Annotated in this window: 19 protein-coding genes, 21 tRNA genes, 3 rRNA genes and 1 riboswitch; of the genes, 33 read left to right on the top strand and 10 right to left on the bottom strand. The window is 44.3% G+C overall.

What is annotated here, in order from left to right; genetic code table 11:
• Positions 1 to 17: 17 nt before the first annotated feature.
• The gene (locus tag AAYR28_RS14110; RefSeq protein ID WP_024425883.1) at positions 18 to 497 is read right to left on the bottom strand and encodes a DinB family protein; all 480 of its coding nucleotides are present in this window, start codon (positions 495 to 497) and stop codon (positions 18 to 20) included.
• A 206-nt stretch (positions 498 to 703) separates the two neighbouring features.
• Between AAYR28_RS14110 and AAYR28_RS14105 the strand changes: the two genes are divergently transcribed.
• The 3 genes from AAYR28_RS14105 to AAYR28_RS14095 all read left to right on the top strand — a co-directional run bounded on the left by AAYR28_RS14105 (position 704) and on the right by AAYR28_RS14095 (position 3490).
• On the top strand, positions 704 to 1234 hold the full coding sequence (locus AAYR28_RS14105; protein ID WP_034284306.1) for a hypothetical protein: 531 nt from the start codon (positions 704 to 706) through the stop codon (positions 1232 to 1234).
• Between the two features lie 11 nt (positions 1235 to 1245).
• Positions 1246 to 2793: a flotillin family protein gene (locus AAYR28_RS14100; protein WP_034284308.1), complete on the top strand. Its 1548-nt coding sequence runs from the start codon at positions 1246 to 1248 to the stop codon at positions 2791 to 2793.
• A gap of 142 nt (positions 2794 to 2935) precedes the next feature.
• Positions 2936 to 3490, top strand: coding sequence for a GNAT family N-acetyltransferase (locus AAYR28_RS14095; RefSeq protein WP_034284309.1), 555 nt, complete (start codon positions 2936 to 2938; stop codon positions 3488 to 3490).
• Here the strand turns inward: AAYR28_RS14095 and AAYR28_RS14090 are convergent.
• Positions 3450 to 3638 (bottom strand): hypothetical protein, encoded by a 189-nt coding sequence (locus AAYR28_RS14090; protein ID WP_024423229.1) that lies wholly within the window; start codon positions 3636 to 3638, stop codon positions 3450 to 3452. The genes AAYR28_RS14095 and AAYR28_RS14090 overlap by 41 nt on opposite strands.
• A gap of 92 nt (positions 3639 to 3730) precedes the next feature.
• The gene (thiT, locus tag AAYR28_RS14085) at positions 3731 to 4306 is read right to left on the bottom strand and encodes an energy-coupled thiamine transporter ThiT (RefSeq protein ID WP_098677641.1); all 576 of its coding nucleotides are present in this window, start codon (positions 4304 to 4306) and stop codon (positions 3731 to 3733) included.
• 98 nt (positions 4307 to 4404) lie between these two features.
• Positions 4405 to 4506: riboswitch (TPP riboswitch) on the bottom strand.
• Between the two features lie 435 nt (positions 4507 to 4941).
• Between thiT and AAYR28_RS14080 the strand changes: the two genes are divergently transcribed.
• The 24 genes from AAYR28_RS14080 to AAYR28_RS13965 all read left to right on the top strand — a co-directional run bounded on the left by AAYR28_RS14080 (position 4942) and on the right by AAYR28_RS13965 (position 12227).
• Positions 4942 to 6490: ribosomal RNA gene (locus AAYR28_RS14080) — 16S ribosomal RNA — on the top strand.
• Positions 6491 to 6672: 182 nt separating this feature from the next.
• A 23S ribosomal RNA gene (locus AAYR28_RS14075) occupies positions 6673 to 9603 on the top strand.
• 61 nt (positions 9604 to 9664) lie between these two features.
• Positions 9665 to 9780: ribosomal RNA gene (gene rrf / locus AAYR28_RS14070) — 5S ribosomal RNA — on the top strand.
• The 16S, 23S and 5S rRNA genes sit together here, the layout of an rRNA operon.
• 521 nt (positions 9781 to 10301) lie before the next feature.
• Positions 10302 to 10377: transfer RNA gene (locus tag AAYR28_RS14065), tRNA-Val, on the top strand.
• Between the two features lie 33 nt (positions 10378 to 10410).
• Positions 10411 to 10486: transfer RNA gene (locus tag AAYR28_RS14060), tRNA-Thr, on the top strand.
• A gap of 37 nt (positions 10487 to 10523) precedes the next feature.
• Positions 10524 to 10599: transfer RNA gene (locus AAYR28_RS14055), tRNA-Lys, on the top strand.
• 8 nt (positions 10600 to 10607) lie between these two features.
• Positions 10608 to 10690: transfer RNA gene (locus AAYR28_RS14050), tRNA-Leu, on the top strand.
• A gap of 30 nt (positions 10691 to 10720) precedes the next feature.
• A tRNA-Gly gene (locus AAYR28_RS14045) sits at positions 10721 to 10792 on the top strand.
• Positions 10793 to 10804: 12 nt separating this feature from the next.
• Positions 10805 to 10890: transfer RNA gene (locus AAYR28_RS14040), tRNA-Leu, on the top strand.
• Between the two features lie 10 nt (positions 10891 to 10900).
• Positions 10901 to 10977, top strand: a tRNA-Arg gene (locus AAYR28_RS14035).
• A 7-nt stretch (positions 10978 to 10984) separates the two neighbouring features.
• A tRNA-Pro gene (locus AAYR28_RS14030) sits at positions 10985 to 11061 on the top strand.
• An 8-nt stretch (positions 11062 to 11069) separates the two neighbouring features.
• Positions 11070 to 11142 (top strand) — tRNA-Ala (locus AAYR28_RS14025).
• A gap of 25 nt (positions 11143 to 11167) precedes the next feature.
• Positions 11168 to 11241, top strand: a tRNA-Met gene (locus AAYR28_RS14020).
• A gap of 4 nt (positions 11242 to 11245) precedes the next feature.
• Positions 11246 to 11322, top strand: a tRNA-Ile gene (locus tag AAYR28_RS14015).
• Between the two features lie 7 nt (positions 11323 to 11329).
• A tRNA-Ser gene (locus AAYR28_RS14010) sits at positions 11330 to 11422 on the top strand.
• A gap of 22 nt (positions 11423 to 11444) precedes the next feature.
• Positions 11445 to 11521 (top strand) — tRNA-Met (locus tag AAYR28_RS14005).
• Positions 11522 to 11525: 4 nt separating this feature from the next.
• Positions 11526 to 11602: transfer RNA gene (locus AAYR28_RS14000), tRNA-Asp, on the top strand.
• An 18-nt stretch (positions 11603 to 11620) separates the two neighbouring features.
• A tRNA-Phe gene (locus AAYR28_RS13995) sits at positions 11621 to 11693 on the top strand.
• A gap of 25 nt (positions 11694 to 11718) precedes the next feature.
• A tRNA-His gene (locus tag AAYR28_RS13990) sits at positions 11719 to 11794 on the top strand.
• Positions 11795 to 11805: 11 nt separating this feature from the next.
• Positions 11806 to 11879 (top strand) — tRNA-Gly (locus AAYR28_RS13985).
• Between the two features lie 17 nt (positions 11880 to 11896).
• A tRNA-Ile gene (locus AAYR28_RS13980) sits at positions 11897 to 11973 on the top strand.
• A 6-nt stretch (positions 11974 to 11979) separates the two neighbouring features.
• Positions 11980 to 12054 (top strand) — tRNA-Asn (locus tag AAYR28_RS13975).
• A 3-nt stretch (positions 12055 to 12057) separates the two neighbouring features.
• Positions 12058 to 12148: transfer RNA gene (locus tag AAYR28_RS13970), tRNA-Ser, on the top strand.
• A 7-nt stretch (positions 12149 to 12155) separates the two neighbouring features.
• Positions 12156 to 12227, top strand: a tRNA-Glu gene (locus AAYR28_RS13965).
• A gap of 75 nt (positions 12228 to 12302) precedes the next feature.
• Here AAYR28_RS13965 and AAYR28_RS13960 read toward each other — a convergent pair.
• The 3 genes from AAYR28_RS13960 to AAYR28_RS13950 all read right to left on the bottom strand — a co-directional run bounded on the left by AAYR28_RS13960 (position 12303) and on the right by AAYR28_RS13950 (position 14656).
• Positions 12303 to 12779: a TspO/MBR family protein gene (locus AAYR28_RS13960; protein ID WP_061109521.1), complete on the bottom strand. Its 477-nt coding sequence runs from the start codon at positions 12777 to 12779 to the stop codon at positions 12303 to 12305.
• Positions 12780 to 12865: 86 nt separating this feature from the next.
• On the bottom strand, positions 12866 to 13600 hold the full coding sequence (locus AAYR28_RS13955; protein ID WP_120208879.1) for a TraR/DksA C4-type zinc finger protein: 735 nt from the start codon (positions 13598 to 13600) through the stop codon (positions 12866 to 12868).
• Positions 13601 to 13717: 117 nt separating this feature from the next.
• Complete coding sequence (locus AAYR28_RS13950; RefSeq protein WP_034279366.1) at positions 13718 to 14656, bottom strand: 1,4-dihydroxy-2-naphthoate polyprenyltransferase; 939 nt, start codon at positions 14654 to 14656, stop codon at positions 13718 to 13720.
• Between the two features lie 383 nt (positions 14657 to 15039).
• On the opposite strand from AAYR28_RS13950, the gene AAYR28_RS13945 reads away from it, so the two are divergent.
• From AAYR28_RS13945 to menC, 6 genes are all read left to right on the top strand, one after another.
• Positions 15040 to 16458 (top strand): isochorismate synthase, encoded by a 1419-nt coding sequence (locus tag AAYR28_RS13945; protein WP_041116869.1) that lies wholly within the window; start codon positions 15040 to 15042, stop codon positions 16456 to 16458.
• Positions 16451 to 18196 (top strand): 2-succinyl-5-enolpyruvyl-6-hydroxy-3-cyclohexene-1-carboxylic-acid synthase, encoded by a 1746-nt coding sequence (menD, locus tag AAYR28_RS13940; protein ID WP_120208877.1) that lies wholly within the window; start codon positions 16451 to 16453, stop codon positions 18194 to 18196. Before AAYR28_RS13945 ends, menD begins: the two co-directional genes overlap by 8 nt.
• Complete coding sequence (menH, locus tag AAYR28_RS13935) at positions 18178 to 19005, top strand: 2-succinyl-6-hydroxy-2,4-cyclohexadiene-1-carboxylate synthase (RefSeq protein WP_034279373.1); 828 nt, start codon at positions 18178 to 18180, stop codon at positions 19003 to 19005. The genes menD and menH overlap by 19 nt, the downstream gene beginning before the upstream one ends.
• A gap of 14 nt (positions 19006 to 19019) precedes the next feature.
• Positions 19020 to 19838: a 1,4-dihydroxy-2-naphthoyl-CoA synthase gene (gene menB / locus AAYR28_RS13930; RefSeq protein WP_024424937.1), complete on the top strand. Its 819-nt coding sequence runs from the start codon at positions 19020 to 19022 to the stop codon at positions 19836 to 19838.
• 71 nt (positions 19839 to 19909) lie between these two features.
• Entirely contained in the window at positions 19910 to 21370 is a 1461-nt protein-coding gene (locus AAYR28_RS13925; RefSeq protein WP_345808861.1) for an o-succinylbenzoate--CoA ligase, read from the top strand.
• Entirely contained in the window at positions 21357 to 22481 is a 1125-nt protein-coding gene (menC, locus tag AAYR28_RS13920) for an o-succinylbenzoate synthase (RefSeq protein WP_342489576.1), read from the top strand. Before AAYR28_RS13925 ends, menC begins: the two co-directional genes overlap by 14 nt.
• Before the next feature lie 106 nt (positions 22482 to 22587).
• Here the strand turns inward: menC and AAYR28_RS13915 are convergent, their stop codons facing one another.
• The 4 genes from AAYR28_RS13915 to AAYR28_RS13900 all read right to left on the bottom strand — a co-directional run bounded on the left by AAYR28_RS13915 (position 22588) and on the right by AAYR28_RS13900 (position 25432).
• Positions 22588 to 22779, bottom strand: a complete 192-nt coding sequence (locus AAYR28_RS13915; protein ID WP_034279382.1) for a hypothetical protein — start codon at positions 22777 to 22779, stop codon at positions 22588 to 22590.
• Between the two features lie 25 nt (positions 22780 to 22804).
• A complete protein-coding gene (locus tag AAYR28_RS13910; protein ID WP_008360682.1) occupies positions 22805 to 22963 on the bottom strand; it encodes a DUF1540 domain-containing protein in 159 nt (52 codons plus the stop codon).
• Positions 22964 to 23031: 68 nt separating this feature from the next.
• Entirely contained in the window at positions 23032 to 24078 is a 1047-nt protein-coding gene (locus tag AAYR28_RS13905; protein WP_170825870.1) for a cytochrome d ubiquinol oxidase subunit II, read from the bottom strand.
• A gap of 22 nt (positions 24079 to 24100) precedes the next feature.
• Positions 24101 to 25432 (bottom strand): cytochrome ubiquinol oxidase subunit I, encoded by a 1332-nt coding sequence (locus AAYR28_RS13900; RefSeq protein WP_041116879.1) that lies wholly within the window; start codon positions 25430 to 25432, stop codon positions 24101 to 24103.
• Positions 25433 to 25552: the final 120 nt, after the last annotated feature.

Here is a 25552-nt window from a genome sequence, read left to right as displayed (position 1 = left end):
GGGAGTCTTTTTTATGCCTATAGTTGTTCTTTAATTTCTTTGATTTGATGAATATGGCGTTTTTCGTGTGCGCCGATAAAATCAAGGTATTGCTTAAGGGATAGCTCTTTAAACACAGGATGTGCAATGACGCGTTTGAAATCTTCCTCAGTAAATGTGGATAAAATTTGATTGAGCTGCTCACGTGCAGTATCGAGCTCATCCTTTAAATGTGTAGGTGTTACATGCTTGCGTTCAGGCTCAACAATACTAGGCGCAGTGGCTTTTTTCGAACGGTCCTCTGCCATTTCTACCGGCTTTGGTTCATATTCTTTAATCGGTGCTTTTTTACCCTCAGCAGCTAGATGTTTTGCTGCAACTAGGTCCATTTTCTTTAAATGATCTGCTACCTCTTGAATACTCCAAGTATCATCAGATAATTTTTGGTTCAATTGTTCTTCGCTCAAACCTTGCAGCTCGTGCCACAATTCTTGTCTCGCTTCATGTAATATACTCATTTTCTCATCACCTCAAGATCAAATTTTAACATAATGGTACATGACAATCATTCTTGAGCTATCCGAAAATCCCTTTGAAGAATTGTGATGAAATATGAAACCTTTACAAAAGTGGTTCGTATTACCTGTTAGAAGGAATACATTGGAGGTGGGTGTGGTCTAAATGAAACAAAAGATGTTCATTTCATGAAGAAAGGATGAGGAAGATGGATGTGTTCGGGCTGCCTCTTCAGACGCTGTATTTATACATATTAATGATATCAGGAATCCTGACACTTGTTTTCGTCTTTTTCGGCGATGTATTTGATGGATTATTTGAAGCGATCCCTGTTCCATTCCTTCAACCAACATTGATCCTCGCATTTCTTACCTTTTTCTCAGCTGGAGGGTTTATCTCTGAAAAAACAGCAATTGTAGGAAGTGGACTTGGCGCAGTATTATCTGCCATCCTCGCAGTGATTCTTGTGACCTGTTTAAATGTATTTGTATTAGTCCCGCTTTCCTCTGCTGAAGAATCTCTCTCTTATACGGAGGCCGATTTAAAAGGAAGAACTGGGGAGATCATTGTATCTGTTCCAAAAGACGGATTTGGAGAAGTGCTGTTAATCAGTAATAGCGGGAAAATCTCAAAGCCAGCTGTCAGTTTCGACCAAGAGGAGATTCCATATGGAACCCGTGTGCTAGTTGTCGAAGTGAACAAAGGCGTCTTATCTGTTATACCAAATGAAGAAATCTAGGAGGGAATGCTATGCCAGGAACAACTATTTTAGTGATCATTGGAATTGTGCTTGTGATTCTTATTGCACTTATTGGTGTATTTGTTTCTAAATACCGGACAGCAGGTCCAGATGAAGCATTAATTGTTACAGGAAGTTACCTAGGAAGTAAAAATGTCCACGTGGATGAAGGTGGAAACAAGATTAAGATTGTAAGAGGCGGCGGTACCTTTGTACTTCCAGTCTTTCAACAAGCAGAGCCGCTCAGCTTACTATCTAGCAAGCTAGATGTTTCAACACCTGAAGTCTATACCGAACAAGGTGTACCAGTCATGGCGGATGGAACGGCCATCATAAAAATTGGCGGATCGATTGAAGAAATCGCGACTGCTGCAGAGCAATTTTTAGGGAAAACAAAAGAAGACCGCGAAAACGAAGCGAGAGAAGTATTAGAAGGTCACCTTCGTTCCATCTTAGGATCAATGACAGTTGAAGAGATTTATAAAAACAGAGAGAAATTTTCTCAAGAAGTACAACGTGTCGCTTCTCAAGATTTAGCGAAAATGGGTCTTGTCATTGTATCGTTTACGATTAAAGATGTTCGTGATAAAAATGGCTATTTAGAATCTCTAGGTAAACCAAGAATTGCCCAAGTAAAACGCGATGCAGATATTGCAACAGCTGAAGCAGATAAAGAAACACGTATCAAACGTGCCGAAGCAGATAAAGATGCGAAGAAATCTGAGCTTGAGCGTGCTACTGAAATCGCTGAAGCAGAAAAGATCAATGAGCTGAAAAGAGCAGAATTTAGACGTGAACAGGATACGGCGAAAGCAAGTGCTGACCAAGCGTACGATCTAGAAACAGCTCGTAACCGTCAGCACGTAACTGAACAAGAAATGCAAGTCAAAATCATTGAGCGTCAGAAACAAATTGAATTAGAAGAAAAAGAGATTCAGCGTCGTGAACGTCAATACGATTCTGAAGTGAAAAAGAAAGCAGATGCGGACCGTTATGCTGTTGAGCAGTCGGCTGCTGCGGAAAAAGCGAAACGCCTTGCTGAAGCAGATGCGAAGAAATACAGCATTGAAGCAATGGCCAAAGCAGAAGCTGAGAAAGTTCGTATTGACGGACTTGCCAAAGCGGAAGCGGATCGTGCAAAAGGGGAAACAGAAGCAGAAGTCATTAGACTAAAAGGACTTGCAGAAGCGGAAGCGAAAGAGAAAATCGCTGAAGCATTCGAACAGTATGGTCAGGCAGCGATCCTTGATATGATTGTGAAAATGCTACCTGAATATGCGAAGCAAGTATCTGCACCACTTTCTAACATTGATAAAATTACTGTTGTGGATACGGGCGGTAACGGGGAAGGCAGCGGTGCCAATAAAGTTACAGGCTATGCCACAAACCTCATGTCCAGTCTGCAAGAAAGTCTGAAAGCATCCTCTGGAATAGATGTGAAAGAAATTATTGAGAACTTTTCCGGCAAAGGAAATGTGAAGCAAAGCATTCAAGAGCTGACAAACGAAATCAAACAGCCAAGAAAAAAAGAGATCGCTGATACTCAAATAGAAGAATAAAATCAATAGACACCTTCCAGCAGAAGGTGTCTATTTTTTATAGAAGAAGTTTTAACCATTGAAATACAGACCATTGAATTCTACGTAATAGGAATTTATGATAATGAAGATAGGGTGTAAAAAACTAAAAGGAGTGGTGCGGATGAAGGTGAGACATGCTGTACATCAAGATATTCCTAAAATCGCCGAAATACATGTGAAGAGCTGGCAAACGACTTATCAAGGCATTATTAATCAGGATTATTTGGATGGTTTAAATATAAAAGATCGGAAAGAGAGCTGGAGAAAAAGATCGCTTGAAGGCACGTTTGTCGCAGAAGATGCGGATGGCGTATTTGGTTTTGCTTCTTTCGGAAAACAACGTGACGAACGTTATTCTACATATGATGGAGAGCTGTATGCCATCTATTTATTACAACAGAAACAGAAATCAGGTGCGGGTATTGCTTTAATTGCTAAAGGTGTCGATTATTTAATAGAAAAAGGGTATCAGAGGTTGATGCTATGGGTGTTTGAGCAAAATTCGGCAAAACAATTTTATCAAAAACTTCAACCTAGTTTTGTCGTTACCAGCCAGTTCGAGCTGGCTGGCGAGAACCATAATGAAATAGGGTATGGATGGGAGCTCTCTATATTGAATAACCATGTACAGCGGATTAAATCGTCAGCTTCCAGTAATAATGAGAGAAAAAAGTGAAGAGCACAGCAAGCAGCATGTAAGAAATAAACGGTGAAGCTTCTACTTTTCCTTTCACGCCTGCTATTTTTAAAGCTTCATAGAAACCTGCCAAAAAATAAGCAAGACTGAGAATATAGCAGCACAGCATAATGGAGTAAGGGCTCATTGTCGTACCTCCAGCATGAAATCTTCTATTATTAATAGATTCCATAGAGCAGCAAATTATGCATAAAAAAATAACCAGCTGAAATCAGCCGGTTATTTTTGACGAGGAAAAACCAAACGAGATGCACTTGGGATGAGTATACAAAGAACGATACTGCAAATAATAAATGAAGGAACCATATATGTGCTGTTATAAATTAAAGAGTAGACCCATCCTGGTGTTCCTTTCGGTGCATATTGAGAGAAGAAAACGACGCCAGAAATAAAGAACGTCAGCAGTCTGAATAAACTAGCAACAAAAACAGCTAAGGTAATATAGAAGAATTGCTGTTTTCGCTTTTGATCCTGAATGGCTTTTTTGATCAGTCCAGAAAACAGGCCGCTTAAAGAAATGACAACGGATGCAACGAAGTAATCGAGGAATCCTTGAACAGGTGTAGCGATGATCGGGCTATTCATCAGCTGAAGACCTGCGATTAACACACCGATGATAAATCCGGTAGATATTCCCCATCTAATAGACATGAGAATAACGGGAATCATAATCAGCGCAAGAGAACCGCCATTGGGCATTCTTAAAAAGAGACCTGATAAGTAATCTAATACAAGAGCAAGTGAAGTCATAATCGCGATTTCCATCAGTCGTACCAATTGATTTGATTGCTGCATAAAAAAATCTCCTTTTTCATGAATTGAGCAAGGAGAGACCGTGTAAGGATGAGTATGTTATTCATAGAAAAACATATCGATTTGAATACACCGTATGTATTCAAGTGATTCCACATTCCTACTTCAGTATTAACTGACAGGTTCAAAGGGTCAGAACAACGAATGTTCACTCTCAGCACAAAGCTCCCCCTGCGGTTATTTAGTTTCAATCTATTATAAATATACTAAAGACCTGCAGGATCAACAATAGACAATTCCCGAGATAAGCAGCATTTGTATCAATATATAGGAAGAGATAAGGAAAAATAAATTATTTAGAAAAAATACTTGTTTCTTCTTTCAAAAGGTGTTATATTTGTATTCGCCGCTGAAACAGCGCGGTTGATAAATAACATTAAGAAAAAAGTTGTTGACTTTATCTTGATAGAATGTTATATTAATAAAGTCGCCTCTGAGAGACGACGAAGATGATCTTTGAAAACTAAACAAGACAAAACGTACCTGTTAATTCGAGTTTTTATAAAAAAATCCTATGAAACTTCATAGGTAGTCAGTCAAACTGGCGAGGCAGGAAATGATCACATGCTAAGTTCGCTACATCGTGTAGCAACGCATGTGTGATATGCATCCTGCATACCTCGGAGAGTTTGATCCTGGCTCAGGACGAACGCTGGCGGCGTGCCTAATACATGCAAGTCGAGCGGACAGAAGGGAGCTTGCTCCCGGATGTTAGCGGCGGACGGGTGAGTAACACGTGGGTAACCTGCCTGTAAGACTGGGATAACTCCGGGAAACCGGAGCTAATACCGGATAGTTCCTTGAACCGCATGGTTCAAGGATGAAAGACGGTTTCGGCTGTCACTTACAGATGGACCCGCGGCGCATTAGCTAGTTGGTGGGGTAATGGCTCACCAAGGCGACGATGCGTAGCCGACCTGAGAGGGTGATCGGCCACACTGGGACTGAGACACGGCCCAGACTCCTACGGGAGGCAGCAGTAGGGAATCTTCCGCAATGGACGAAAGTCTGACGGAGCAACGCCGCGTGAGTGATGAAGGTTTTCGGATCGTAAAGCTCTGTTGTTAGGGAAGAACAAGTGCGAGAGTAACTGCTCGCACCTTGACGGTACCTAACCAGAAAGCCACGGCTAACTACGTGCCAGCAGCCGCGGTAATACGTAGGTGGCAAGCGTTGTCCGGAATTATTGGGCGTAAAGGGCTCGCAGGCGGTTTCTTAAGTCTGATGTGAAAGCCCCCGGCTCAACCGGGGAGGGTCATTGGAAACTGGGAAACTTGAGTGCAGAAGAGGAGAGTGGAATTCCACGTGTAGCGGTGAAATGCGTAGAGATGTGGAGGAACACCAGTGGCGAAGGCGACTCTCTGGTCTGTAACTGACGCTGAGGAGCGAAAGCGTGGGGAGCGAACAGGATTAGATACCCTGGTAGTCCACGCCGTAAACGATGAGTGCTAAGTGTTAGGGGGTTTCCGCCCCTTAGTGCTGCAGCTAACGCATTAAGCACTCCGCCTGGGGAGTACGGTCGCAAGACTGAAACTCAAAGGAATTGACGGGGGCCCGCACAAGCGGTGGAGCATGTGGTTTAATTCGAAGCAACGCGAAGAACCTTACCAGGTCTTGACATCCTCTGACAACCCTAGAGATAGGGCTTTCCCTTCGGGGACAGAGTGACAGGTGGTGCATGGTTGTCGTCAGCTCGTGTCGTGAGATGTTGGGTTAAGTCCCGCAACGAGCGCAACCCTTGATCTTAGTTGCCAGCATTCAGTTGGGCACTCTAAGGTGACTGCCGGTGACAAACCGGAGGAAGGTGGGGATGACGTCAAATCATCATGCCCCTTATGACCTGGGCTACACACGTGCTACAATGGACAGAACAAAGGGCTGCAAGACCGCAAGGTTTAGCCAATCCCATAAATCTGTTCTCAGTTCGGATCGCAGTCTGCAACTCGACTGCGTGAAGCTGGAATCGCTAGTAATCGCGGATCAGCATGCCGCGGTGAATACGTTCCCGGGCCTTGTACACACCGCCCGTCACACCACGAGAGTTTGCAACACCCGAAGTCGGTGAGGTAACCTTTATGGAGCCAGCCGCCGAAGGTGGGGCAGATGATTGGGGTGAAGTCGTAACAAGGTAGCCGTATCGGAAGGTGCGGCTGGATCACCTCCTTTCTAAGGATATATGGAGCAGCGTACGTTTTCGTCTTGTTTAGTTTTGAAGGATCATTCCTTCAAAACATGTCTCTAGCGAGACAGGATTGTTCTTTGAAAACTAGATAACAATAAGTAATACATTCACATTGAATGCAATGCAAAGTTCATCACACATAGTGATTCTTTCTAAAGTAAGAAATGGTTAAGTTAGAAAGGGCGCACGGTGGATGCCTTGGCACTAGGAGCCGATGAAGGACGGGACGAACACCGATATGCTTCGGGGAGCTGTAAGCAAGCTTTGATCCGGAGATTTCCGAATGGGGAAACCCACTGCTCGTAATGGAGTAGTATCCATACTTGAATACATAGAGTATGAGAAGGCATACCCGGGGAACTGAAACATCTAAGTACCCGGAGGAAGAGAAAGCAAATGCGATTCCCTGAGTAGCGGCGAGCGAAACGGGAACAGCCCAAACCAAGAGGCTTGCCTCTTGGGGTTGTAGGACACTCTATACGGAGTTACAAAGGAACGATATAAGCGAAGAGGTCTGGAAAGGCCCGCCAAAGAAGGTAACAGCCCTGTAACTGAAATGTCGTTCTCTCCAGAGTGGATCCTGAGTACGGCGGAACACGTGAAATTCCGTCGGAATCCGGGAGGACCATCTCCCAAGGCTAAATACTCCCTAGTGACCGATAGTGAACCAGTACCGTGAGGGAAAGGTGAAAAGCACCCCGGAAGGGGAGTGAAATAGATCCTGAAACCGTGTGCCTACAAGTAGTCAGAGCCCGTTAACGGGTGATGGCGTGCCTTTTGTAGAATGAACCGGCGAGTTACGATCCCGTGCAAGGTTAAGCAGAAGATGCGGAGCCGCAGCGAAAGCGAGTCTGAATAGGGCGCATGAGTACGTGGTCGTAGACCCGAAACCAGGTGATCTACCCATGTCCAGGGTGAAGTTCAGGTAACACTGAATGGAGGCCCGAACCCACGCACGTTGAAAAGTGCGGGGATGAGGTGTGGGTAGGGGTGAAATGCCAATCGAACCTGGAGATAGCTGGTTCTCTCCGAAATAGCTTTAGGGCTAGCCTCAAGGTAAGAGTCTCGGAGGTAGAGCACTGATTGGACTAGGGGCCCCTACCGGGTTACCGAATTCAGTCAAACTCCGAATGCCGACGACTTATCCTTGGGAGTCAGACTGCGAGTGATAAGATCCGTAGTCGAAAGGGAAACAGCCCAGACCGCCAGCTAAGGTCCCAAAGTATACGTTAAGTGGAAAAGGATGTGGAGTTGCTTAGACAACCAGGATGTTGGCTTAGAAGCAGCCACCATTTAAAGAGTGCGTAATAGCTCACTGGTCGAGTGACTCTGCGCCGAAAATGTACCGGGGCTAAACGTATCACCGAAGCTGCGGACTGTTCTTACGAACAGTGGTAGGAGAGCGTTCTAAGGGCTGTGAAGCCAGACCGGAAGGACTGGTGGAGCGCTTAGAAGTGAGAATGCCGGTATGAGTAGCGAAAGACGGGTGAGAATCCCGTCCACCGAATGCCTAAGGTTTCCTGAGGAAGGCTCGTCCGCTCAGGGTTAGTCGGGACCTAAGCCGAGGCCGAAAGGCGTAGGCGATGGACAACAGGTTGATATTCCTGTACCACCTCCTCACCATTTGAGCAATGGGGGGACGCAGGAGGATAGGGTAAGCGCGGTATTGGATATCCGCGTCCAAGCAGTTAGGCTGGGAAATAGGCAAATCCGTTTCCCGTAAAGGCTGAGCTGTGATGGCGAGCGAAATTTAGTAGCGAAGTTCCTGATTCCACACTGCCAAGAAAAGCCTCTAGCGAGGTGAGAGGTGCCCGTACCGCAAACCGACACAGGTAGGCGAGGAGAGAATCCTAAGGTGATCGAGAGAACTCTCGTTAAGGAACTCGGCAAAATGACCCCGTAACTTCGGGAGAAGGGGTGCTTCTTAGGGTGTTAAAGCCCCGAGAAGCCGCAGTGAATAGGCCCAGGCGACTGTTTAGCAAAAACACAGGTCTCTGCGAAGCCGTAAGGCGAAGTATAGGGGCTGACGCCTGCCCGGTGCTGGAAGGTTAAGAGGAGCGCTTAGCGTAAGCGAAGGTGCGAATTGAAGCCCCAGTAAACGGCGGCCGTAACTATAACGGTCCTAAGGTAGCGAAATTCCTTGTCGGGTAAGTTCCGACCCGCACGAAAGGCGCAACGATCTGGGCACTGTCTCAACGAGAGACTCGGTGAAATTATAGTACCTGTGAAGATGCAGGTTACCCGCGACAGGACGGAAAGACCCCGTGGAGCTTTACTGCAGCCTGATATTGAATGTTGGTACAGCTTGTACAGGATAGGTAGGAGCCTTGGAAACCGGAGCGCTAGCTTCGGTGGAGGCATTGGTGGGATACTACCCTGGCTGTATTGACCTTCTAACCCGCTGCCCTTATCGGGCAGGGAGACAGTGTCAGGTGGGCAGTTTGACTGGGGCGGTCGCCTCCTAAAATGTAACGGAGGCGCCCAAAGGTTCCCTCAGAATGGTTGGAAATCATTCGCAGAGTGTAAAGGCACAAGGGAGCTTGACTGCGAGACCTACAAGTCGAGCAGGGACGAAAGTCGGGCTTAGTGATCCGGTGGTTCCGCATGGAAGGGCCATCGCTCAACGGATAAAAGCTACCCCGGGGATAACAGGCTTATCTCCCCCAAGAGTCCACATCGACGGGGAGGTTTGGCACCTCGATGTCGGCTCATCGCATCCTGGGGCTGTAGTCGGTCCCAAGGGTTGGGCTGTTCGCCCATTAAAGCGGTACGCGAGCTGGGTTCAGAACGTCGTGAGACAGTTCGGTCCCTATCCGTCGCGGGCGCAGGAAATTTGAGAGGAGCTGTCCTTAGTACGAGAGGACCGGGATGGACGCACCGCTGGTGTACCAGTTGTTCTGCCAAGGGCATCGCTGGGTAGCTATGTGCGGACGGGATAAGTGCTGAAAGCATCTAAGCATGAAGCCCCCCTCAAGATGAGATTTCCCATTCCGCAAGGAAGTAAGATCCCTGAAAGATGATCAGGTTGATAGGTCTGAGGTGGAAGCGTGGTGACACGTGGAGCTGACAGATACTAATAGATCGAGGACTTAACCTATATTCTAATGTGAAGCATGAACATTGTTATCTAGTTTTGAGAGAACATTCTCTCCATCAGGTTTGGTGGCGATAGCGAAGAGGTCACACCCGTTCCCATACCGAACACGGAAGTTAAGCTCTTCAGCGCCGATGGTAGTTGGGGGTTTCCCCCTGTGAGAGTAGGACGCCGCCAAGCTTCTATTAGGATCAGTTCCAGTCGGAACTGGTCTTTTTTGTGCAAGTTGAGGGTACATACATTCACTTGTTTGATAAAAGATCGTGGCTTCATTTTATGTCCACAAGCAGCGTGTGAAATACTTGGATATAAAGAGAAAAAGAGTCTATCGCATAAACCATTATCTATAAAAAAACAATAGAGAGACAGAGTATCAGCTTATATAGGGAAATTAAAAATGTATAAGCCTCTATGATTTTTTATAAATGCTTACGGCTAAAGAGATACATATATCATTAAAGTATAAAAATGAGGGACTGCTAATATTTCTGAAGGAATCGAACGTTTTAAAAGAGAATATAGAAGAGAGAAGTTCAGCTGCAAAACGTGGAACAGCAGCTGTTTGAATAGGAGAAATGACGATCATTTGTTAAAAGAAATACGCAATGAAAATTGAAATAAAATTTTTTTAATATAGCCTTTACAAATGATTAAAACCTGTATATAATAATCTTTGTCGGATCGAGAGATTCCTACATAGTGGAGGATTAGCTCAGCTGGGAGAGCATCTGCCTTACAAGCAGAGGGTCGGCGGTTCGAGCCCGTCATCCTCCACCATATTTATTCTTACATAATGTTAGGATAGATAAAGCCGGTGTAGCTCAACTGGTAGAGCAACTGACTTGTAATCAGTAGGTTGGGGGTTCAAGTCCTCTTGCCGGCACCACTTTCATATGGTAAGATAGACAAGTCGCTTTTAAAGCGAGCCATTAGCTCAGTTGGTAGAGCATCTGACTTTTAATCAGAGGGTCGAAGGTTCGAGTCCTTCATGGCTCACCATGTTTCATGCGGGTGTGGCGGAATTGGCAGACGCGCTAGACTTAGGATCTAGTGTCTTTATGACGTGGGGGTTCAAGTCCCTTCACCCGCATTGCCAAATAAAATAAAGAAATCCTGTAATGCGGAAGTAGTTCAGTGGTAGAACACCACCTTGCCAAGGTGGGGGTCGCGGGTTCGAATCCCGTCTTCCGCTTATACCATCCACGCCGGGGTGGTGGAATTGGCAGACACACAGGACTTAAAATCCTGCGGTAGGTGACTACCGTGCCGGTTCAAGTCCGGCCCTCGGCATTATAAATAAGCGCCCGTAGCTCAATTGGATAGAGCGTTTGACTACGGATCAAAAGGTTAGGGGTTCGACTCCTCTCGGGCGCGCCATTAAGATCGGGAAGTAGCTCAGCTTGGTAGAGCACTTGGTTTGGGACCAAGGGGTCGCAGGTTCGAATCCTGTCTTCCCGACCATCTTTTATGGGGCCTTAGCTCAGCTGGGAGAGCGCCTGCCTTGCACGCAGGAGGTCAGCGGTTCGATCCCGCTAGGCTCCACTTTTTAAAAGATTATTTTGATCATGGCGGTGTAGCTCAGCTGGCTAGAGCGTACGGTTCATACCCGTGAGGTCGGGGGTTCGATCCCCTCCGCCGCTATAAAGGACCTTTAGCTCAGTTGGTTAGAGCAGACGGCTCATAACCGTCCGGTCGTAGGTTCGAGTCCTACAAGGTCCACCATCTATACGGAGGAATACCCAAGTCCGGCTGAAGGGATCGGTCTTGAAAACCGACAGGGGTGTCAAAGCCCGCGGGGGTTCGAATCCCTCTTCCTCCGCCATATTTTTTAAAACCCATATCATCGCGGGGTGGAGCAGTTCGGTAGCTCGTCGGGCTCATAACCCGAAGGTCGCAGGTTCAAATCCTGCCCCCGCAACCAAAATGGTCCGGTAGTTCAGTTGGTTAGAATGCCTGCCTGTCACGCAGGAGGTCGCGGGTTCGAGTCCCGTCCGGACCGCCATTTTTCAAAAGAATACTTGGCTCGGTAGCTCAGTTGGTAGAGCAACGGACTGAAAATCCGTGTGTCGGCGGTTCGATTCCGTCCCGAGCCACTTTTATCAAAATATTCATAGTATGGCGGTTGTGGCGAAGTGGTTAACGCACCAGATTGTGGCTCTGGCACTCGTGGGTTCGATTCCCATCAATCGCCCCATACATATTTTTGCGGGTGTAGTTTAGTGGTAAAACCTCAGCCTTCCAAGCTGATGTCGTGGGTTCGATTCCCATCACCCGCTCCATTTGTATATCTGTTCATGGGCCTGTAGCTCAGCTGGTTAGAGCGCACGCCTGATAAGCGTGAGGTCGGTGGTTCGAGTCCACTCAGGCCCACCATGACCTTCCGCAGTAGCTCAGTGGTAGAGCTATCGGCTGTTAACCGATCGGTCGTAGGTTCGAATCCTACCTGCGGAGCCAAATGGAGAAGTACTCAAGTGGCTGAAGAGGCGCCCCTGCTAAGGGTGTAGGTCGCGTAAGCGGCGCGAGGGTTCAAATCCCTCCTTCTCCGCCATTGATCTGGCCCGTTGGTCAAGCGGTTAAGACACCGCCCTTTCACGGCGGTAACACGGGTTCGAATCCCGTACGGGTCATTTTTAAAAGAGATCTTGTCAAAGATCTCTTTTTTATTTTCTCCAAACGAAAGACCGCATCATGGCGGTCTTTTTTTACATATTCATGGAATAGATCGTATAAGACAAGTATGTGGCAAAGAAGCCCCATAAGACATAAGGAATCAGTAAAATTGGAACGACTTTGCTTAGTTTACGTGAGACGATGACAAGTGCAAGTGCTGTCAGTGCGACGAGCAGGCAGTCGATTGTAGCTGCAAACAAATCCTTTTGTGTAAATTGAAAAAAGCTAAAGGCTTGATTGAATACATAATTTAAAAGAAAAAGAATCCAAAATGGTAATGTAATTTTTTGAAATCCATACTTTCCATAAATGATCGCTGCGGACAATGAGATGAGTGCAAATAAGACAGCCCACACAGCAGCAATGACACCGCCACCAGGCGTCCATTCTGGTTTATTCAATGCGTCATACCATTCTCTGTCGATGGGGAACAAGAATCCGGCAATAGAGAATAGTGCGTATGTAATAAAGAAGACGACAATCGCCCAAATGATACTTTTTCTAGCCATCAAGAATCTCCTCCAATCAAATTCACTCTTAAAATGATTTCCCAATAATTACATGATATAAACATAAAGCCCCCAATATGAGGGGACTAATGATTTTCTTCTGTATAAGGTTCTTCCTCGTACGGTTTCAAGTCACCAAATACCGTCATGACACCTTCTTCGTCTAATGCTTCTTCATAGGCCTCGTGTGCTTTGTTCGGATACACCTTGCTGGCTTTTCCTTCAATATCAGCAGCTGCGAATCCTTCGTAGTCCTCCACATAATCTTCATCTTCTGATTGTGTATACACATCATCGTATGTTAGAGGAGGGAATTCCATATCAGAGGGGGTCTCAGAGTTTCCGTAGCGTTCTACGTCTTGGTAGGCATCCTCTCCATCGTACGCAGCACTTTCTTCATTTTCAAATTGTCCCGCGGGAGGACTTAATAAATCCTCTTCAATCGGACGGTTTTGTGAAACGGTCTGTTCTTTTGAATGCTCTGTGCATGTGACGGCAGTAGGCAGGGCTTCTAAGCGTTCCTTTGGAATAGGGGCTTTACAGACCTTGCACAGACCATAAGAGCCGTCTGCAATGGCTTGGAGTGCTTCATTGATGTCTAACATATGTTCATGATCCAAGCTGTTTAAAGCAATATCTTTCCCCCGCTCGAACAGCTCTGTCCCTTGATCACCCGGGTGGTTATCATAGGCAGACAATTCACCGATCGAATCGTAAGGAAAGGATACTTTCTGTTCATCGTCATGGCTTTTGGCTTCAAGTTCTTTCTTTTCATCGAGAAGGCGCTGCTTCAAATGATGTAATTCGTCTTTAGACAACAAAGCGATCATCCTTTCATATCAAACATATTGTTAGTATGAGCAATTTTGTATGTAAGACTAGTTCCAATTTGAAGCAATTCCTTATTAAAAAACGCCTGCGGCTGCAGGCGTTCTTTGTTACGCGATATAGTATTGTAAGATCAAAGCGATCGTCAGCAGAAAACCAAAAAATGTATTGGTTTGAGCTGTAGATTTCATGGCATTCATTAATTCAATCGGTTTTTCTTTTTGTTTAAACTCTTTAATGGCTGTATAGGCTTTTGGCACACTGAGTAATACAAGAAGACTCCAAAGGCCGACGATATCTGTGAAGATATAAACAAAAATGAGTACATATGATACCAAAAACATGGAAAGTAAAATGTTCACTGCAGCTTTGCGTCCAGCAAGAATGGCAAGTGTTCTTCGTCCATTTTCCTTGTCCCCGTCTAAATCACGGATATTGTTTGACAGTAAGATGGCACCAACTAAAATAGAAATTGGTAGTGAGACGAGAACAGCTTTAGACGTCAGTGTGCCTGTTTGGATATAGAAACTAATCAGGATGATTCCTAATCCCATAAAAGCACCTGAAACAAGTTCTCCAAACGGTGTATATGCAATTGGTACAGGGCCGCCAGTATAGAAATAGCCTGCTGCCATACAAATAAGACCTATTAGTGCAATCCACCAGCTAGACATCATGCAAATATATACCCCAAGTAATAAAGAAACCGCAAATAGTGCATAAGCAAGGGTGAGGACTGTCTTTGGCTTCACACCGTTTCTTACAATGGCTCCGCCGATGCCGACAGATTTCTCGTTGTCCAGCCCGCGAACATAATCAAAGTACTCATTAAACATGTTTGTTGCGATTTGGATAAACATAGATGCGAACAGCATGGCTAAAAATAGCCCACCATGTATTTGACCACTTGGAAGTGCTAAAACAGTTCCTAAAGTAACGGGAATAAATGCCGCTGTTAGTGTATGCGGTCGTAGTAAATTCCACCAAATTCGCCAGTTTTTATCAGGCTTTATTGGTGAAAGCTGATCTGATATCGATTGATGCTGCATAAAATATACTCCTTTAAATAAAAAAATACGTACACGTCCAAATTCCAGTTTAGCAAAGTTCAAAAAGGTGTCAATATATTGATGCGATGAATCGGGAAAAAGATGTTTGCTAATCGTTGCCATATCGAAGGAAAGCTTGATTTTAGAAACAGGTCCTGCCATTTTACCTTAGATGCTCTCGTTTCAATAAGCAGGAGCGAAAAAATCTTGAAAGCGTGATATAATAAGGATTCGAGGTTTTAAAAGCTGTTTTCTTTACTAAGTTCATCTGTTAAGGTTTATAATAGAAAAGCAGGTCATTCGACATATTCGAATGTTCATGTATTTTTTCATTATGGGTTTTATTTTTTTATGTTATTTCATGGATTTTGGAGGAATGTATCATGGTGACAACAGTGCAAAGTACTTTCCGGCAGGAAGCGCTCGCGACATTAGAAGAAGCGAATAACGTCAACCATGCTGTTTTGATAAGCTACTCCAGAAGAGTTGACGATCTGGATCCTCTTGCCTTTTTCCAAAGCGGCGAAGCGGATTTTTTAGGCGAGCGGTTTTTTTGGTCTGATCCAGAAAGCCAAATGATATTTTCTGGACTTGGCAGAGCGGCCGTCATTAAATCATCTGAGCAAGGCAAGGAACGATTCGATATAGTCCATCAAGAATGGGAACAGCTAAAGCAGCACATGTTCCATTTTCATGATGAGAAGGAGTTAAAGCAAGCGGCTGTTGGTCCGCTTTTATTTGGAGGATTCTCGTTTGATCCGCACGAAGAGAAGGCGCGTCATTGGGAAGCATTTGGCGAGGCTCATTTTTTTGTGCCATCGATCATGCTGACTGTTTCAAAAGAAGGCAGCTTTCTTACGATCAATGAGTGGAAGCAGGTGGACGGGAATGTTCATCAGCTTATTCAAGAATTAGAACAAAAGGCCTCTCGTTTCGAGACATTGCCAGTACGAACTGGTGGACAAGCTGAACTTGTTCATATGGAAGAGCTGGATGTGAACGAATGGATGAAGGCGATCCAAGAAGCGACAGACCACATTCGTGCAAACGAATATGAAAAGGTTGTTTTAGCAAGAGAAGTCTTGCTTCACTATAAAAATCAAATTGAACTTGCTCCACTATTAGCAGAATTATTAAAGCATCAAACAACGAGTTATGTATTTGCAGTTGAACAGGGAAGACAAGCATTTGTCGGAGCAACGCCGGAACGCTTAGTGAAAAAAAGCGGCGGAGAGGTCTTTTCATCCTGTTTAGCAGGTTCCATTGTTCGCGGAAAAGATGAAGCGGAGGATCACGCATTAGGCGAGGAACTGCTGCATGATGAGAAGAATTTGATTGAACATCAAATTGTCGTCAATATGATTGAGCAAGCATTTAAAGCGAATTGCCTTCATGTGCATAAACCAAATCAACCAAGTCTTTATAAAACAAAAAACATTCAGCATTTGTTTACACCGATTGTGGGAGAAATTAAAAGCAGCTGTTCCCTTTTTTCATTAATTGAGCAGCTTCATCCGACGCCGGCACTAGGCGGATATCCGAAGGAAAAGGCTATAGAAGTGATTCGTGAAATCGAACCGCTTAAGCGCGGCTGGTATGCAGCGCCGGTAGGCTGGATTGATTCTCAGGATAATGGAGAATTTGCTGTAGCCATTCGGTCAGGTCTTATTGAGGAAGATCATGTTCGTTTATTCGCTGGCTGCGGAATTGTAGAGGATTCCCTTGCAAAGCAGGAGTATGAGGAAACACAAGTGAAGTTAAGACCAATGCTGTCTGCTCTTGGAGGTCATCCTATTGAATAATCACATCATGACAACATATATAGGCAGATTGATGGATGAATTCGTCCAAGGTGGTGTGAAAGAGGCAGTTGTCTGTCCAGGTTCTCGTTCAACTCCGCTTGCGATGCTGGCTCTTGCTCATCAAGACATCCATGTCCATGTTTTAGTGGACGAACGGTCTGCTGCTTTTTATGCGCTTGGTCTTGCAAAAGCAAGTCAATCACCAGTGCTGCTTATTTGTACATCAGGTACAGCAGCTGCTAACTTTTATCCAGCCATTGTAGAGGCGCATTATTCTCGTGTACCTCTTATTGTTTTAACTGCTGATCGGCCGCACGAATTGAGGGAAGTTGGAGCACCTCAAGCGATTGATCAGCAATTCTTATTCGGTAAGTTTGTTAAATGGTTCACAGACTTAGCATTGCCAGAGGAAAGTCAAACAATGCTGCGATATGTTCAGACAGCAGCTGCGAGAGCAAATCACATGTCGATGCAGGAGCCAAAGGGGCCTGTTCAGATTAATGTACCTCTGAGAGAACCATTGCTTCCTGATCTGTCTATTGATCCTTTCGCGAGAGAAGAATCAGACACGAAAAAGGTATTAGCATCAGGTCAGACATTCCCAAATGATCGAGTGATGTCTGAAATCGTAACCGTCATGAACCATTCCAAAAAGGGACTGATTGTGGCTGGTGAACTTCATACACAGGAAGAAATAGAGGCAGTTTTACGCCTTTCGAAAGCTCTGCATTTACCTATTTTAGCTGACCCGCTGTCTCTTTTGCGCAACGGACATGAGAATAAAGAGCTAATTATCGACGCTTATGATTCTTTATTGAAAGATGAAGCATTGCAGCAGCATCTATTACCGGATATGATCATTCGTTTTGGACCGATGCCTGTATCTAAGCCCTTATTCAAGTGGCTGGAAAAACATGCGGAAGTGAAGCAGATTGTTGTAGATGCAGCCGGAGGTTTTCGTGATCCTGGGTTAAGTGCTTCATACGTCATTGAAAGTACTGTGTCTGCTTTTGTAGAAGCAGCATTAAATCAAGCAGTACAACGTAAAGAGACAAGTTTCTTAAACTGCTGGCAGAATGTTAATTCTTCATTCAGAACGCATGCAGCCCGCTATTCAGATGAGGATTTGTCCTTTGAAGGGAATGTGTATCGTCAGCTTCAGCACCTCTTGCCAAAGGAGAGTGTCCTTTTTATCGGAAATAGTATGCCGATACGTGATGTAGATACATTTTTTGAAACTCAGTCCAAGCCTTTTCGAATGATGGCCAATCGCGGAGCAAATGGCATTGACGGCGTTGTGTCCACAGCACTTGGCACGTATGCAGCATTGAAGCAGCCAGTCACTTTAGTCATTGGAGATTTATCATTTTACCATGATATGAACGGTCTGCTTGCAGCTAAGCTGATGGACATTCCGCTGACAGTTGTTTTGATAAACAATGATGGGGGAGGTATCTTTTCTTTCCTTCCGCAGGCGTCTGATGAACCGTATTATGAAAAGCTCTTCGGTACGCCGACAGGACTGAATTTTGAGTATGCATCGAAGTTATATGGGGGAACCTATTCGAAACCGGCAACGAAACAAGAGTTACATGATGTGTACATGGCGCATATCGATGAACCTGGTCTTCATTTAATTGAAATTGAAACAGATCGTCATTCCCGTGTAGACAAGCATCGTCAAATGATGGATGACATATTGGAAGAAGTGAAAAAAGAATGCCTTCTCTCATCATAAGAATGCGTGATGGGGTAGCGTACGAAGTGGTGGACCAGAACCCTTCGGCAGCAAATGCTACACTATGCTTACACGGATTCACTGGAAGTGCAGCGTCTTGGACGTTCTTGAATGCTTATTTGGAGAATACAAGACTGATTCAGGTCAGCTTGCTCGGACATGGGCGTACGGACTCGCCAGAAAGTGTGAGAAGATATGCAATGTCTCAGCAGCTGGCAGATCTTGTAGAGATTTTAAACCAATTGAAGCTTCACAAAGTGAATATTCTCGGATATTCTATGGGAGGACGTATTGCTTTATCATTTGCCGCTCGTTATCCAGATCGTGTCAATAAATTGATCCTTGAGAGTACGTCTCCTGGGCTTCGCACTTTTAAAGAGCGGATGGCAAGACTAAAGCATGATCATCAGCTTGCTCAAAAGATTAGACATGAAGGCTTAGTGAAGTTTGTGGATTTTTGGGAAAGCATTCCTTTGTTTGCGTCTCAGAAAACTTTATCAGCTGAAAGGCAGACTGAGCTGAGAGAGGGAAGACTCAAAGCCAATCCTCTTGGACTGGCTCGCAGCTTAGAAGGAATTGGAACAGGTTCACAGCCGTCTGTTTGGAAGGCGTTAAAGCATATTCATTTGCCTGCTTTGTTCATTTGCGGAACGCTTGATGAAAAGTTCTGCCATATCGGCAAACGTATGCAGCAGGAGCTGAAAGGAAGTCAATTCATTTTGGCTGAGCATGCCGGGCATACAGTTCATGTGGAACAACCACATTTTTTTGGTAAAATAGTAAGTGAGTTTATTTTAGAGCAAGATTAGAGGAGGAAATATTGATGGCTATTGAATGGCAAACAGAGCGTCAGTATGACGAAATTTTATATGAAACGTACAATGGGATCGCAAAGATTACGATTAATCGTCCACACGTACATAACGCGTTTACCCCAAAGACTGTTAGTGAATTAATTGATGCATTTTCACGGGCTCGTGATAATTCAGAAGTTGGTGTAATTGTTCTTGCAGGTGCTGGCGGAAAAGCATTCTGTTCTGGTGGAGACCAAAAAGTTCGCGGCCATGGCGGTTATGTAGGAGACGATCAAATTCCACGTCTAAATGTATTAGATTTGCAGCGTTTGATTCGTGTCATTCCAAAACCAGTTATCGCAATGGTAGCAGGTTACGCGATTGGCGGAGGACACGTTCTTCACGTTGTGTGTGACCTGACGATTGCAGCAGATAATGCGATTTTTGGACAAACAGGTCCAAAAGTAGGCAGCTTTGATGCTGGTTATGGTTCAGGCTACCTTGCACGTATTGTTGGTCATAAGAAAGCAAGAGAAATCTGGTACTTATGCCGTCAATACAATGCACAAGAAGCGCTTGATATGGGACTTGTTAACACAGTTGTCCCATTAGATCAGCTTGAAGAGGAAACGGTGAAGTGGTGTGAGGAGATGCTAGAAAAGAGCCCGACTGCTTTACGATTCTTGAAGGCTGCATTTAACGCAGATACGGATGGATTAGCTGGAATTCAACAATTTGCAGGAGATGCGACACTTCTTTATTACACAACAGATGAAGCAAAAGAAGGACGCGATTCCTTTAAGGAAAAACGCAAGCCGGACTTCGGCCAGTTCCCGCGTTTCCCTTGATTCAATGATATCAATGAACAACAGCTTAGTGCATCAGACTAAGCTGTTTTCTTTTACAAAAAGGAGGTGTCATGATGAAGCAACCTAATTGGCTGCTGCACCGTGCCTATTTAACGCCAGATCGAGTCGCACTCATTTATCAAGAGAAGGAGTGGACATTTCACGAATTAGCTCAAGAAGCGGAAGTGCTTTCAAATAGACTTGCTCAGGCATCATTGAAAAAAGGGGAAACGGTTGCGCTTTTGATGAACAATCATCCTCATATGGTGATGCTTGTACATGCCTGTTTTTTATTAGGGTTAAAAATTGTGCTATTGAATAATAAGCTGACAAAAGCTGAAAGGCGCTATCAGCTAGAAGATGCAAAAGCCGCGGCGTTATTAACAGAATCTAGTTATGCAAGCGATCATGAGGGTGATTTACCCGTTTATACAATGGAAACTTTACCTGAACCAGGGCAAGGCCATATCAACAAGATCGAGAGTGAATTTGATTTGAATGAAACAGCGACCATCATGTATACATCTGGGACAACAGGACGTCCAAAAGGGGTAGAGCAAACGTATGGCAATCATTTTCATAGTGCTGTTTCTTCTGCACTGAATCTGGGTCTCAGAGAGGATGACCGCTGGCTCATTGCCCTGCCTCTTTTTCATATTAGCGGCTTATCTGCTTTATTTAAGTCTGTGATATATGGAATGACAGTCGTGCTTCATCAGAAGTTTGACGTCGATGAAGTAAAGGATTCTATTGAACGGCATCGTGTGACGATGATTTCCGTTGTGCAGACGATGTTATCTCGTTTATTAAGCAGATTGGCAGAATGTCCATCTTCTTTGCGCTGTCTTTTATTAGGAGGAGGCCCTGCGCCTTATGCGATGCTCCAAGAAAGCAAAGAAAAGGGCTTTCCTGTCTTTCAATCGTACGGGATGACGGAAACCTGTTCACAAATTGTGACCCTTGCGCCCGAATTTAGTGTAGAGAAGCTTGGTTCAGCGGGAAAACCTCTTTTTGGGTGTGAGCTGAAAATTCAAGATGGTGATCGCATTTGCCGTCCTTTTGAGCATGGCGAAATTATAGTGAAAGGTGCAAATGTGATGAAAGGATACCTTTACCGTGAAGAAGCGACCGCGGCTGCCTTTGATGAGGGCTGGCTGAAAACGGGTGATATTGGCTATGTGGATGAGGAAGGGTTCTTATTTGTGCTTGACCGCCGTTCAGATTTAATTATTTCTGGCGGAGAAAATATTTATCCTGCGGAAATTGAAGCGGTTCTGCTAACACATCCGCATGTAAAGGAAGCCGGAGTAACGGGTATGTATGATGATAGGTGGGGAGAGGTACCTGCTGCTTTCCTTGTAACAGATGATAAGATACCGGAGAATGAGCTCTATGCTTTATGTGGGTCGCATTTAGCCAAATATAAATGGCCCGCCGCTTTTCACTTTGTGGACGAGCTGCCAAGAAATGCGTCGAATAAATTGCAAAGGCACAGACTCAGATCAAAGGGGTTTTCAAATGATTCAAATTGAACGAGTAATTTTATATCATGTCACGATGAAGCTTAAACAGCCATTTACAACAAGTCTTGGAACCATTTCAGAGCGTGAGTTTATTATTGTTGAAGTAAAAGATCAGACAGGATTGACTGGATGGGGAGAAGTATCTGCTTTTTCTTCTCCGTGGTATACAGAAGAAACAATTGAGACTTGCTATCATATGCTGAGGGCTTTCTTTATCCCGAACGTGCTGACGCGCACCTTTACACATCCTTCAGAAATCCCTGACAGTCTGTATCATTTTAAAGGCAATAGGATGGCGAAAGCAGGCATTGAAGCGGCTGTTTGGGATATTTATGCGAAGCGTGAGAATAAGTCTTTACGCGATGTATTAGGCGGTACAAAAGATAGAATACCATCTGGTGTTGTGGCGGGGTTAGGCCCAATTGACGATATGCTTGAGCAAATTCAGCAATTTGTTGATCAAGGCTATCAGCGGGTGAAGGTGAAAATTAAACCGGGACAAGATATTGGACTTCTTCAAAAGATCAGAGAGTCTTTTCCTGATCTGCCATTAATGGCAGATGCAAACTCTGCTTATGAATTAAAAGATATTAGCAAGCTTAAGCAGCTCGATGATATTCGTTTATTAATGATTGAACAGCCTCTAGCTGCAGATGATATTGTGGACCACCGCCATTTGCAAAAGCATTTAAAAACGCCGATTTGTTTAGATGAAAGTATTTGTTCTTTAGATGATGCTAGAAAAGCTGTAGAGCTTGGCAGCTGTCAAATTATTAATGTGAAGCCTTCACGAGTTGGCGGACTGACAGAGGCTCTTAAAATTCATACGTTCAGTAAGGAGAATCAAATTCCGTTATGGTGCGGAGGGATGATTGAAACAGGTATTTCCCGAGCGCAGAACGTGGCACTTGCTTCGCTTCCTCAATTTACGATTCCCGGTGATATTTCAGCTTCGTCAAAATTTTGGGAGCAGGATATCATTTTTCCTGAAATTAAGGTTGAAAATGGGTTTATTGAGGTGCCTCGCTCCCCAGGAATGGGCGTGGAAGTTGATTACCAAGCGCTCCGTTCGTTTTCAGATAAAATCGACGTGTTTACAAAACATGATTTTGTGAGATAAAAACGAAGGAATCACCTTTTGTATCCACAATAGAATCTAGGTATAGTGAGAGAAAGTTTTTCCTTCCTGTCTGAACAAAAAAGAAAGAGCGATGATCCGCTCTTTCTTACTCTTCAACCAGCTCGCTGTCATAAGCAAGCTGTCCGATATACTGATGAATTTCATTTGGCATGTTTGATGCATGTCCATATTCATAATCCCAAAGATTTAAAAAGGAGTGAGCGGCTTGGTGGAATGCGTCTTCATCCGCGTCATGAATTTCGTCAAAAAACGTTTGAAGCAGCCGATCATGTTTCAAAATGAAGCGCCTCCTTTAATGAGACTTAAAGGTCTTGTGGTTTAAACGTTTTACAATCCGTTTCTTCGCTTTTCTCAGCCGTATTTCCTGTGTGGCTGACGACATAGATTGCATCTGCACCACAGCGGTTTCCAGCATTCCAATAGGAACAGTTATTGACTTCACAAAGGATTTTTTGACTCATACAGATGACCTCCTTTTGAGTATGTCTTTCATCTATAATGTAACCGAAATGAAGCTCGTCCATTCATGTTAATCTTCCTGACGAATATAGCGCTTATCCTTCATAAATAATTTCCAGAAGAAATAAAATCCGGGAAACAAGATGATAAAACCTACAATATAGGTGATAAATAATGCCCTAAATGTGACAGGGTCTGTAAATCCAGACATGATTGTAATATCTGGATAAGCCATGTAAGGCAAATGGGCACGTCCATACACATAGCTTGCTAAGAAATATTGAATGGTAATCGCAATGACGGCAAGGCGTGGTCTTCCTTTCCGGTGCTTAAACCGGCTGTTTGGTAAAAATAGAGCCAGTCCTGCGAGCAGAAACATTAGGAGAGATACAAGAAGAATAGGGATGTTCTGCATCATTTTTGTGAACAGCCAATTGGCCTCGCTTCGTAATGTCAGCATGATAAAAAAGGCCATCATAAGTGAAAGTGGACCCGTAATGAGCGCTCCTCTTCTATAAATGCTGTAAGCTTCATCTTCATCAGCTACATTAGAGAAATCAGCTAAAAGCAAGGACGAAAGGAAAAGGGTGCTGAAAATGGCAAAGCCGACAAAAGAATAGACATTTGCACTTGTAAAGACCAGTCCAAGATCTAATGAGTAGGCGTTGTTCTCCTGAAAGATAAAGCCACCATGGGTGATTGGGAGAACCATGATCAGGATGGACGGAATGATAAAGCCGCTGATCCCTGAAATATACGTCACCGCTTTTCGGTATTTCTTAGGCAGTGAATGAGAAAACACGAGAAACCCGCTTCGCAGTGCAAGAAGTAATAATATGATGCTGCCGGGTATTAATAAAACGGTGCCAAGTACAAAGGTCGCACCTGGAAACAGGCTGAACAATGCGACAACGATGGCGACAATAAAGACGTTTGTCACTTCCCATGTTGGAGAAAGGTACTTATTTGCGATATTAGCGGCTTTTGTTTGTTCTCTATTCATATAAATCATCGACCAAAATCCTGCTCCGAAATCCATTGATGCCATCACTGCATAGATAAAAACGAATCCCCATAAGATGGTGATTGCAATGAGCGCATCAGTTGTAACATCCATTTGCATCAAGATCGCTCCTTTTTTAAGATTCTGTTAACCGTAGGTCTTCTTCAATCGTATTTTTTCTAAAGTAGTACGTCAGCACAATAACGGTTGCTATGCCTAAGATGAGATAGACAATGGCAAAAAGGATAAAAAGTGTTCCGATCGAGCCAGATGATGTGACAACCTCGGAGGTTTTGAGCATTCGATAAATGACCCATGGCTGGCGGCCTGTACAAGCAAAGATCCAGCCAAATTCAATAGCCAAAAGACTAAGAGGCCCGCCGAATAAGTAAAGAAAAAGAAGCCACTTCGGAAATTTGTCCCGTTTTAAAATTTTACGGTAAAGCAGGGCTAATACCGCAAATAGAATGAGCACCGATCCAATAATGACCATGCCGTTAAATAATGTGTGTATAAATAAAGGCGGCCACTCGTCACGAGGAAAATCATTTAAGCCTTTGACCACTGTATCAAAGCTATTTCCTGCCAGAAAACTGAGCGCCCAAGGAATTTCGATCGCACCTTTAATTTCCTGCGAATCAGCATCCGTAAAACCACCTATTGCAAGAGGCGCATGTGATTGCGTTTCAAATAAACCTTCAGCTCCAGCCAGCTTTTCAGGCTGATATTCATACAGAAGCTGAGCGGATTCGTGGCCATTTAAGGCTGTTAGAAAGGAGAAAAGTCCTCCTACAATGAGTCCAAGAAAAAGGGCTTTTCGATGAAATGTATAGAGCTTCTCATTTTTTCTCGTTTTGAGCATTTTAAAAGCTGCAACTGAAGCAATCACAAAAGCACCTGTTGTAAAAGCAGACAGCACAACATGTGTAGCAGTTACAGCAAAGCTTGGATTGAAAAAGGCCTTCCAAGGCTCGATATTTGTGATTTCTCCATTCACCATCTGAAAGCCAGCAGGTGTCCCTTCAAAAGCATGTACGTTTGTAATTAGAATCGCTGATGCAGCTGCACCAATGACGATAAAAATAACGGTAATGATGCGCATTGCATTTGATAGGCGATCCGCTGCGTACACATAAATAGACATAAATAATGCTTCTATAAAGAACGCATAAATTTCAATCTGGAATGGCAGTGACATGACCTTTCCGATGACCTCCATAAAACCTGGCCATAAAAGGGCAAGCTGCGTACCAGCAATTGTACCTGTTGGAATGGCGACCCCTAACAGAACAGCCTGTGCTTTTGTCCACCGCTTGGCCATGATGGCATAATGAGGGTCCTTCGTTTTTTGAAAGATGAGTTCAGCTAACAAAATCATTAGCGGGATGCCAACGCCAAGCGAGGCATAAATAATATGAAAGCCCATGGTTGTGCCGAACAGGCTTCTAGCTAAAACGAGATCAGTCAATTTTTTCTCCGCCTTTCTTATCGCTTCTCTTTTTCATGATGCTTATTATTCTCCACCATTTTTAGATTATTCTTCCTGACTAAGAAAGCTTGTTTTTTGACAAGTTGTAAAAGAGGGAGT

The organism is Bacillus safensis (assembly GCF_039619585.1).
Taxonomy (GTDB): Bacteria; Bacillota; Bacilli; order Bacillales; family Bacillaceae; genus Bacillus; species Bacillus safensis.
This window is presented reverse-complemented; position numbering and strand designations above follow the sequence as displayed.

Bases quoted from the DNA above. Each gene is read 5' to 3' on its own strand.
- AAYR28_RS14110 (WP_024425883.1), bottom strand. From the start codon at position 497: ATGAGTATATTACATGAAGCGAGACAAGAATTGTGGCACGAGCTGCAA.
- AAYR28_RS14105 (WP_034284306.1), top strand. From the start codon at position 704: ATGGATGTGTTCGGGCTGCCTCTTCAGACGCTGTATTTATACATATTA.
- AAYR28_RS14100 (WP_034284308.1), top strand. From the start codon at position 1,246: ATGCCAGGAACAACTATTTTAGTGATCATTGGAATTGTGCTTGTGATT.
- AAYR28_RS14095 (WP_034284309.1), top strand. From the start codon at position 2,936: ATGAAGGTGAGACATGCTGTACATCAAGATATTCCTAAAATCGCCGAA.
- AAYR28_RS14090 (WP_024423229.1), bottom strand. From the start codon at position 3,638: ATGAGCCCTTACTCCATTATGCTGTGCTGCTATATTCTCAGTCTTGCT.
- thiT (WP_098677641.1), bottom strand. From the start codon at position 4,306: ATGCAGCAATCAAATCAATTGGTACGACTGATGGAAATCGCGATTATG.
- AAYR28_RS13960 (WP_061109521.1), bottom strand. From the start codon at position 12,779: ATGGCTAGAAAAAGTATCATTTGGGCGATTGTCGTCTTCTTTATTACA.
- AAYR28_RS13950 (WP_034279366.1), bottom strand. From the start codon at position 14,656: ATGCAGCATCAATCGATATCAGATCAGCTTTCACCAATAAAGCCTGAT.
- AAYR28_RS13945 (WP_041116869.1), top strand. From the start codon at position 15,040: ATGGTGACAACAGTGCAAAGTACTTTCCGGCAGGAAGCGCTCGCGACA.
- menH (WP_034279373.1), top strand. From the start codon at position 18,178: ATGCCTTCTCTCATCATAAGAATGCGTGATGGGGTAGCGTACGAAGTG.
- menB (WP_024424937.1), top strand. From the start codon at position 19,020: ATGGCTATTGAATGGCAAACAGAGCGTCAGTATGACGAAATTTTATAT.
- AAYR28_RS13925 (WP_345808861.1), top strand. From the start codon at position 19,910: ATGATGAAGCAACCTAATTGGCTGCTGCACCGTGCCTATTTAACGCCA.
- menC (WP_342489576.1), top strand. From the start codon at position 21,357: ATGATTCAAATTGAACGAGTAATTTTATATCATGTCACGATGAAGCTT.
- AAYR28_RS13910 (WP_008360682.1), bottom strand. From the start codon at position 22,963: ATGAGTCAAAAAATCCTTTGTGAAGTCAATAACTGTTCCTATTGGAAT.
- AAYR28_RS13905 (WP_170825870.1), bottom strand. From the start codon at position 24,078: ATGGATGTTACAACTGATGCGCTCATTGCAATCACCATCTTATGGGGA.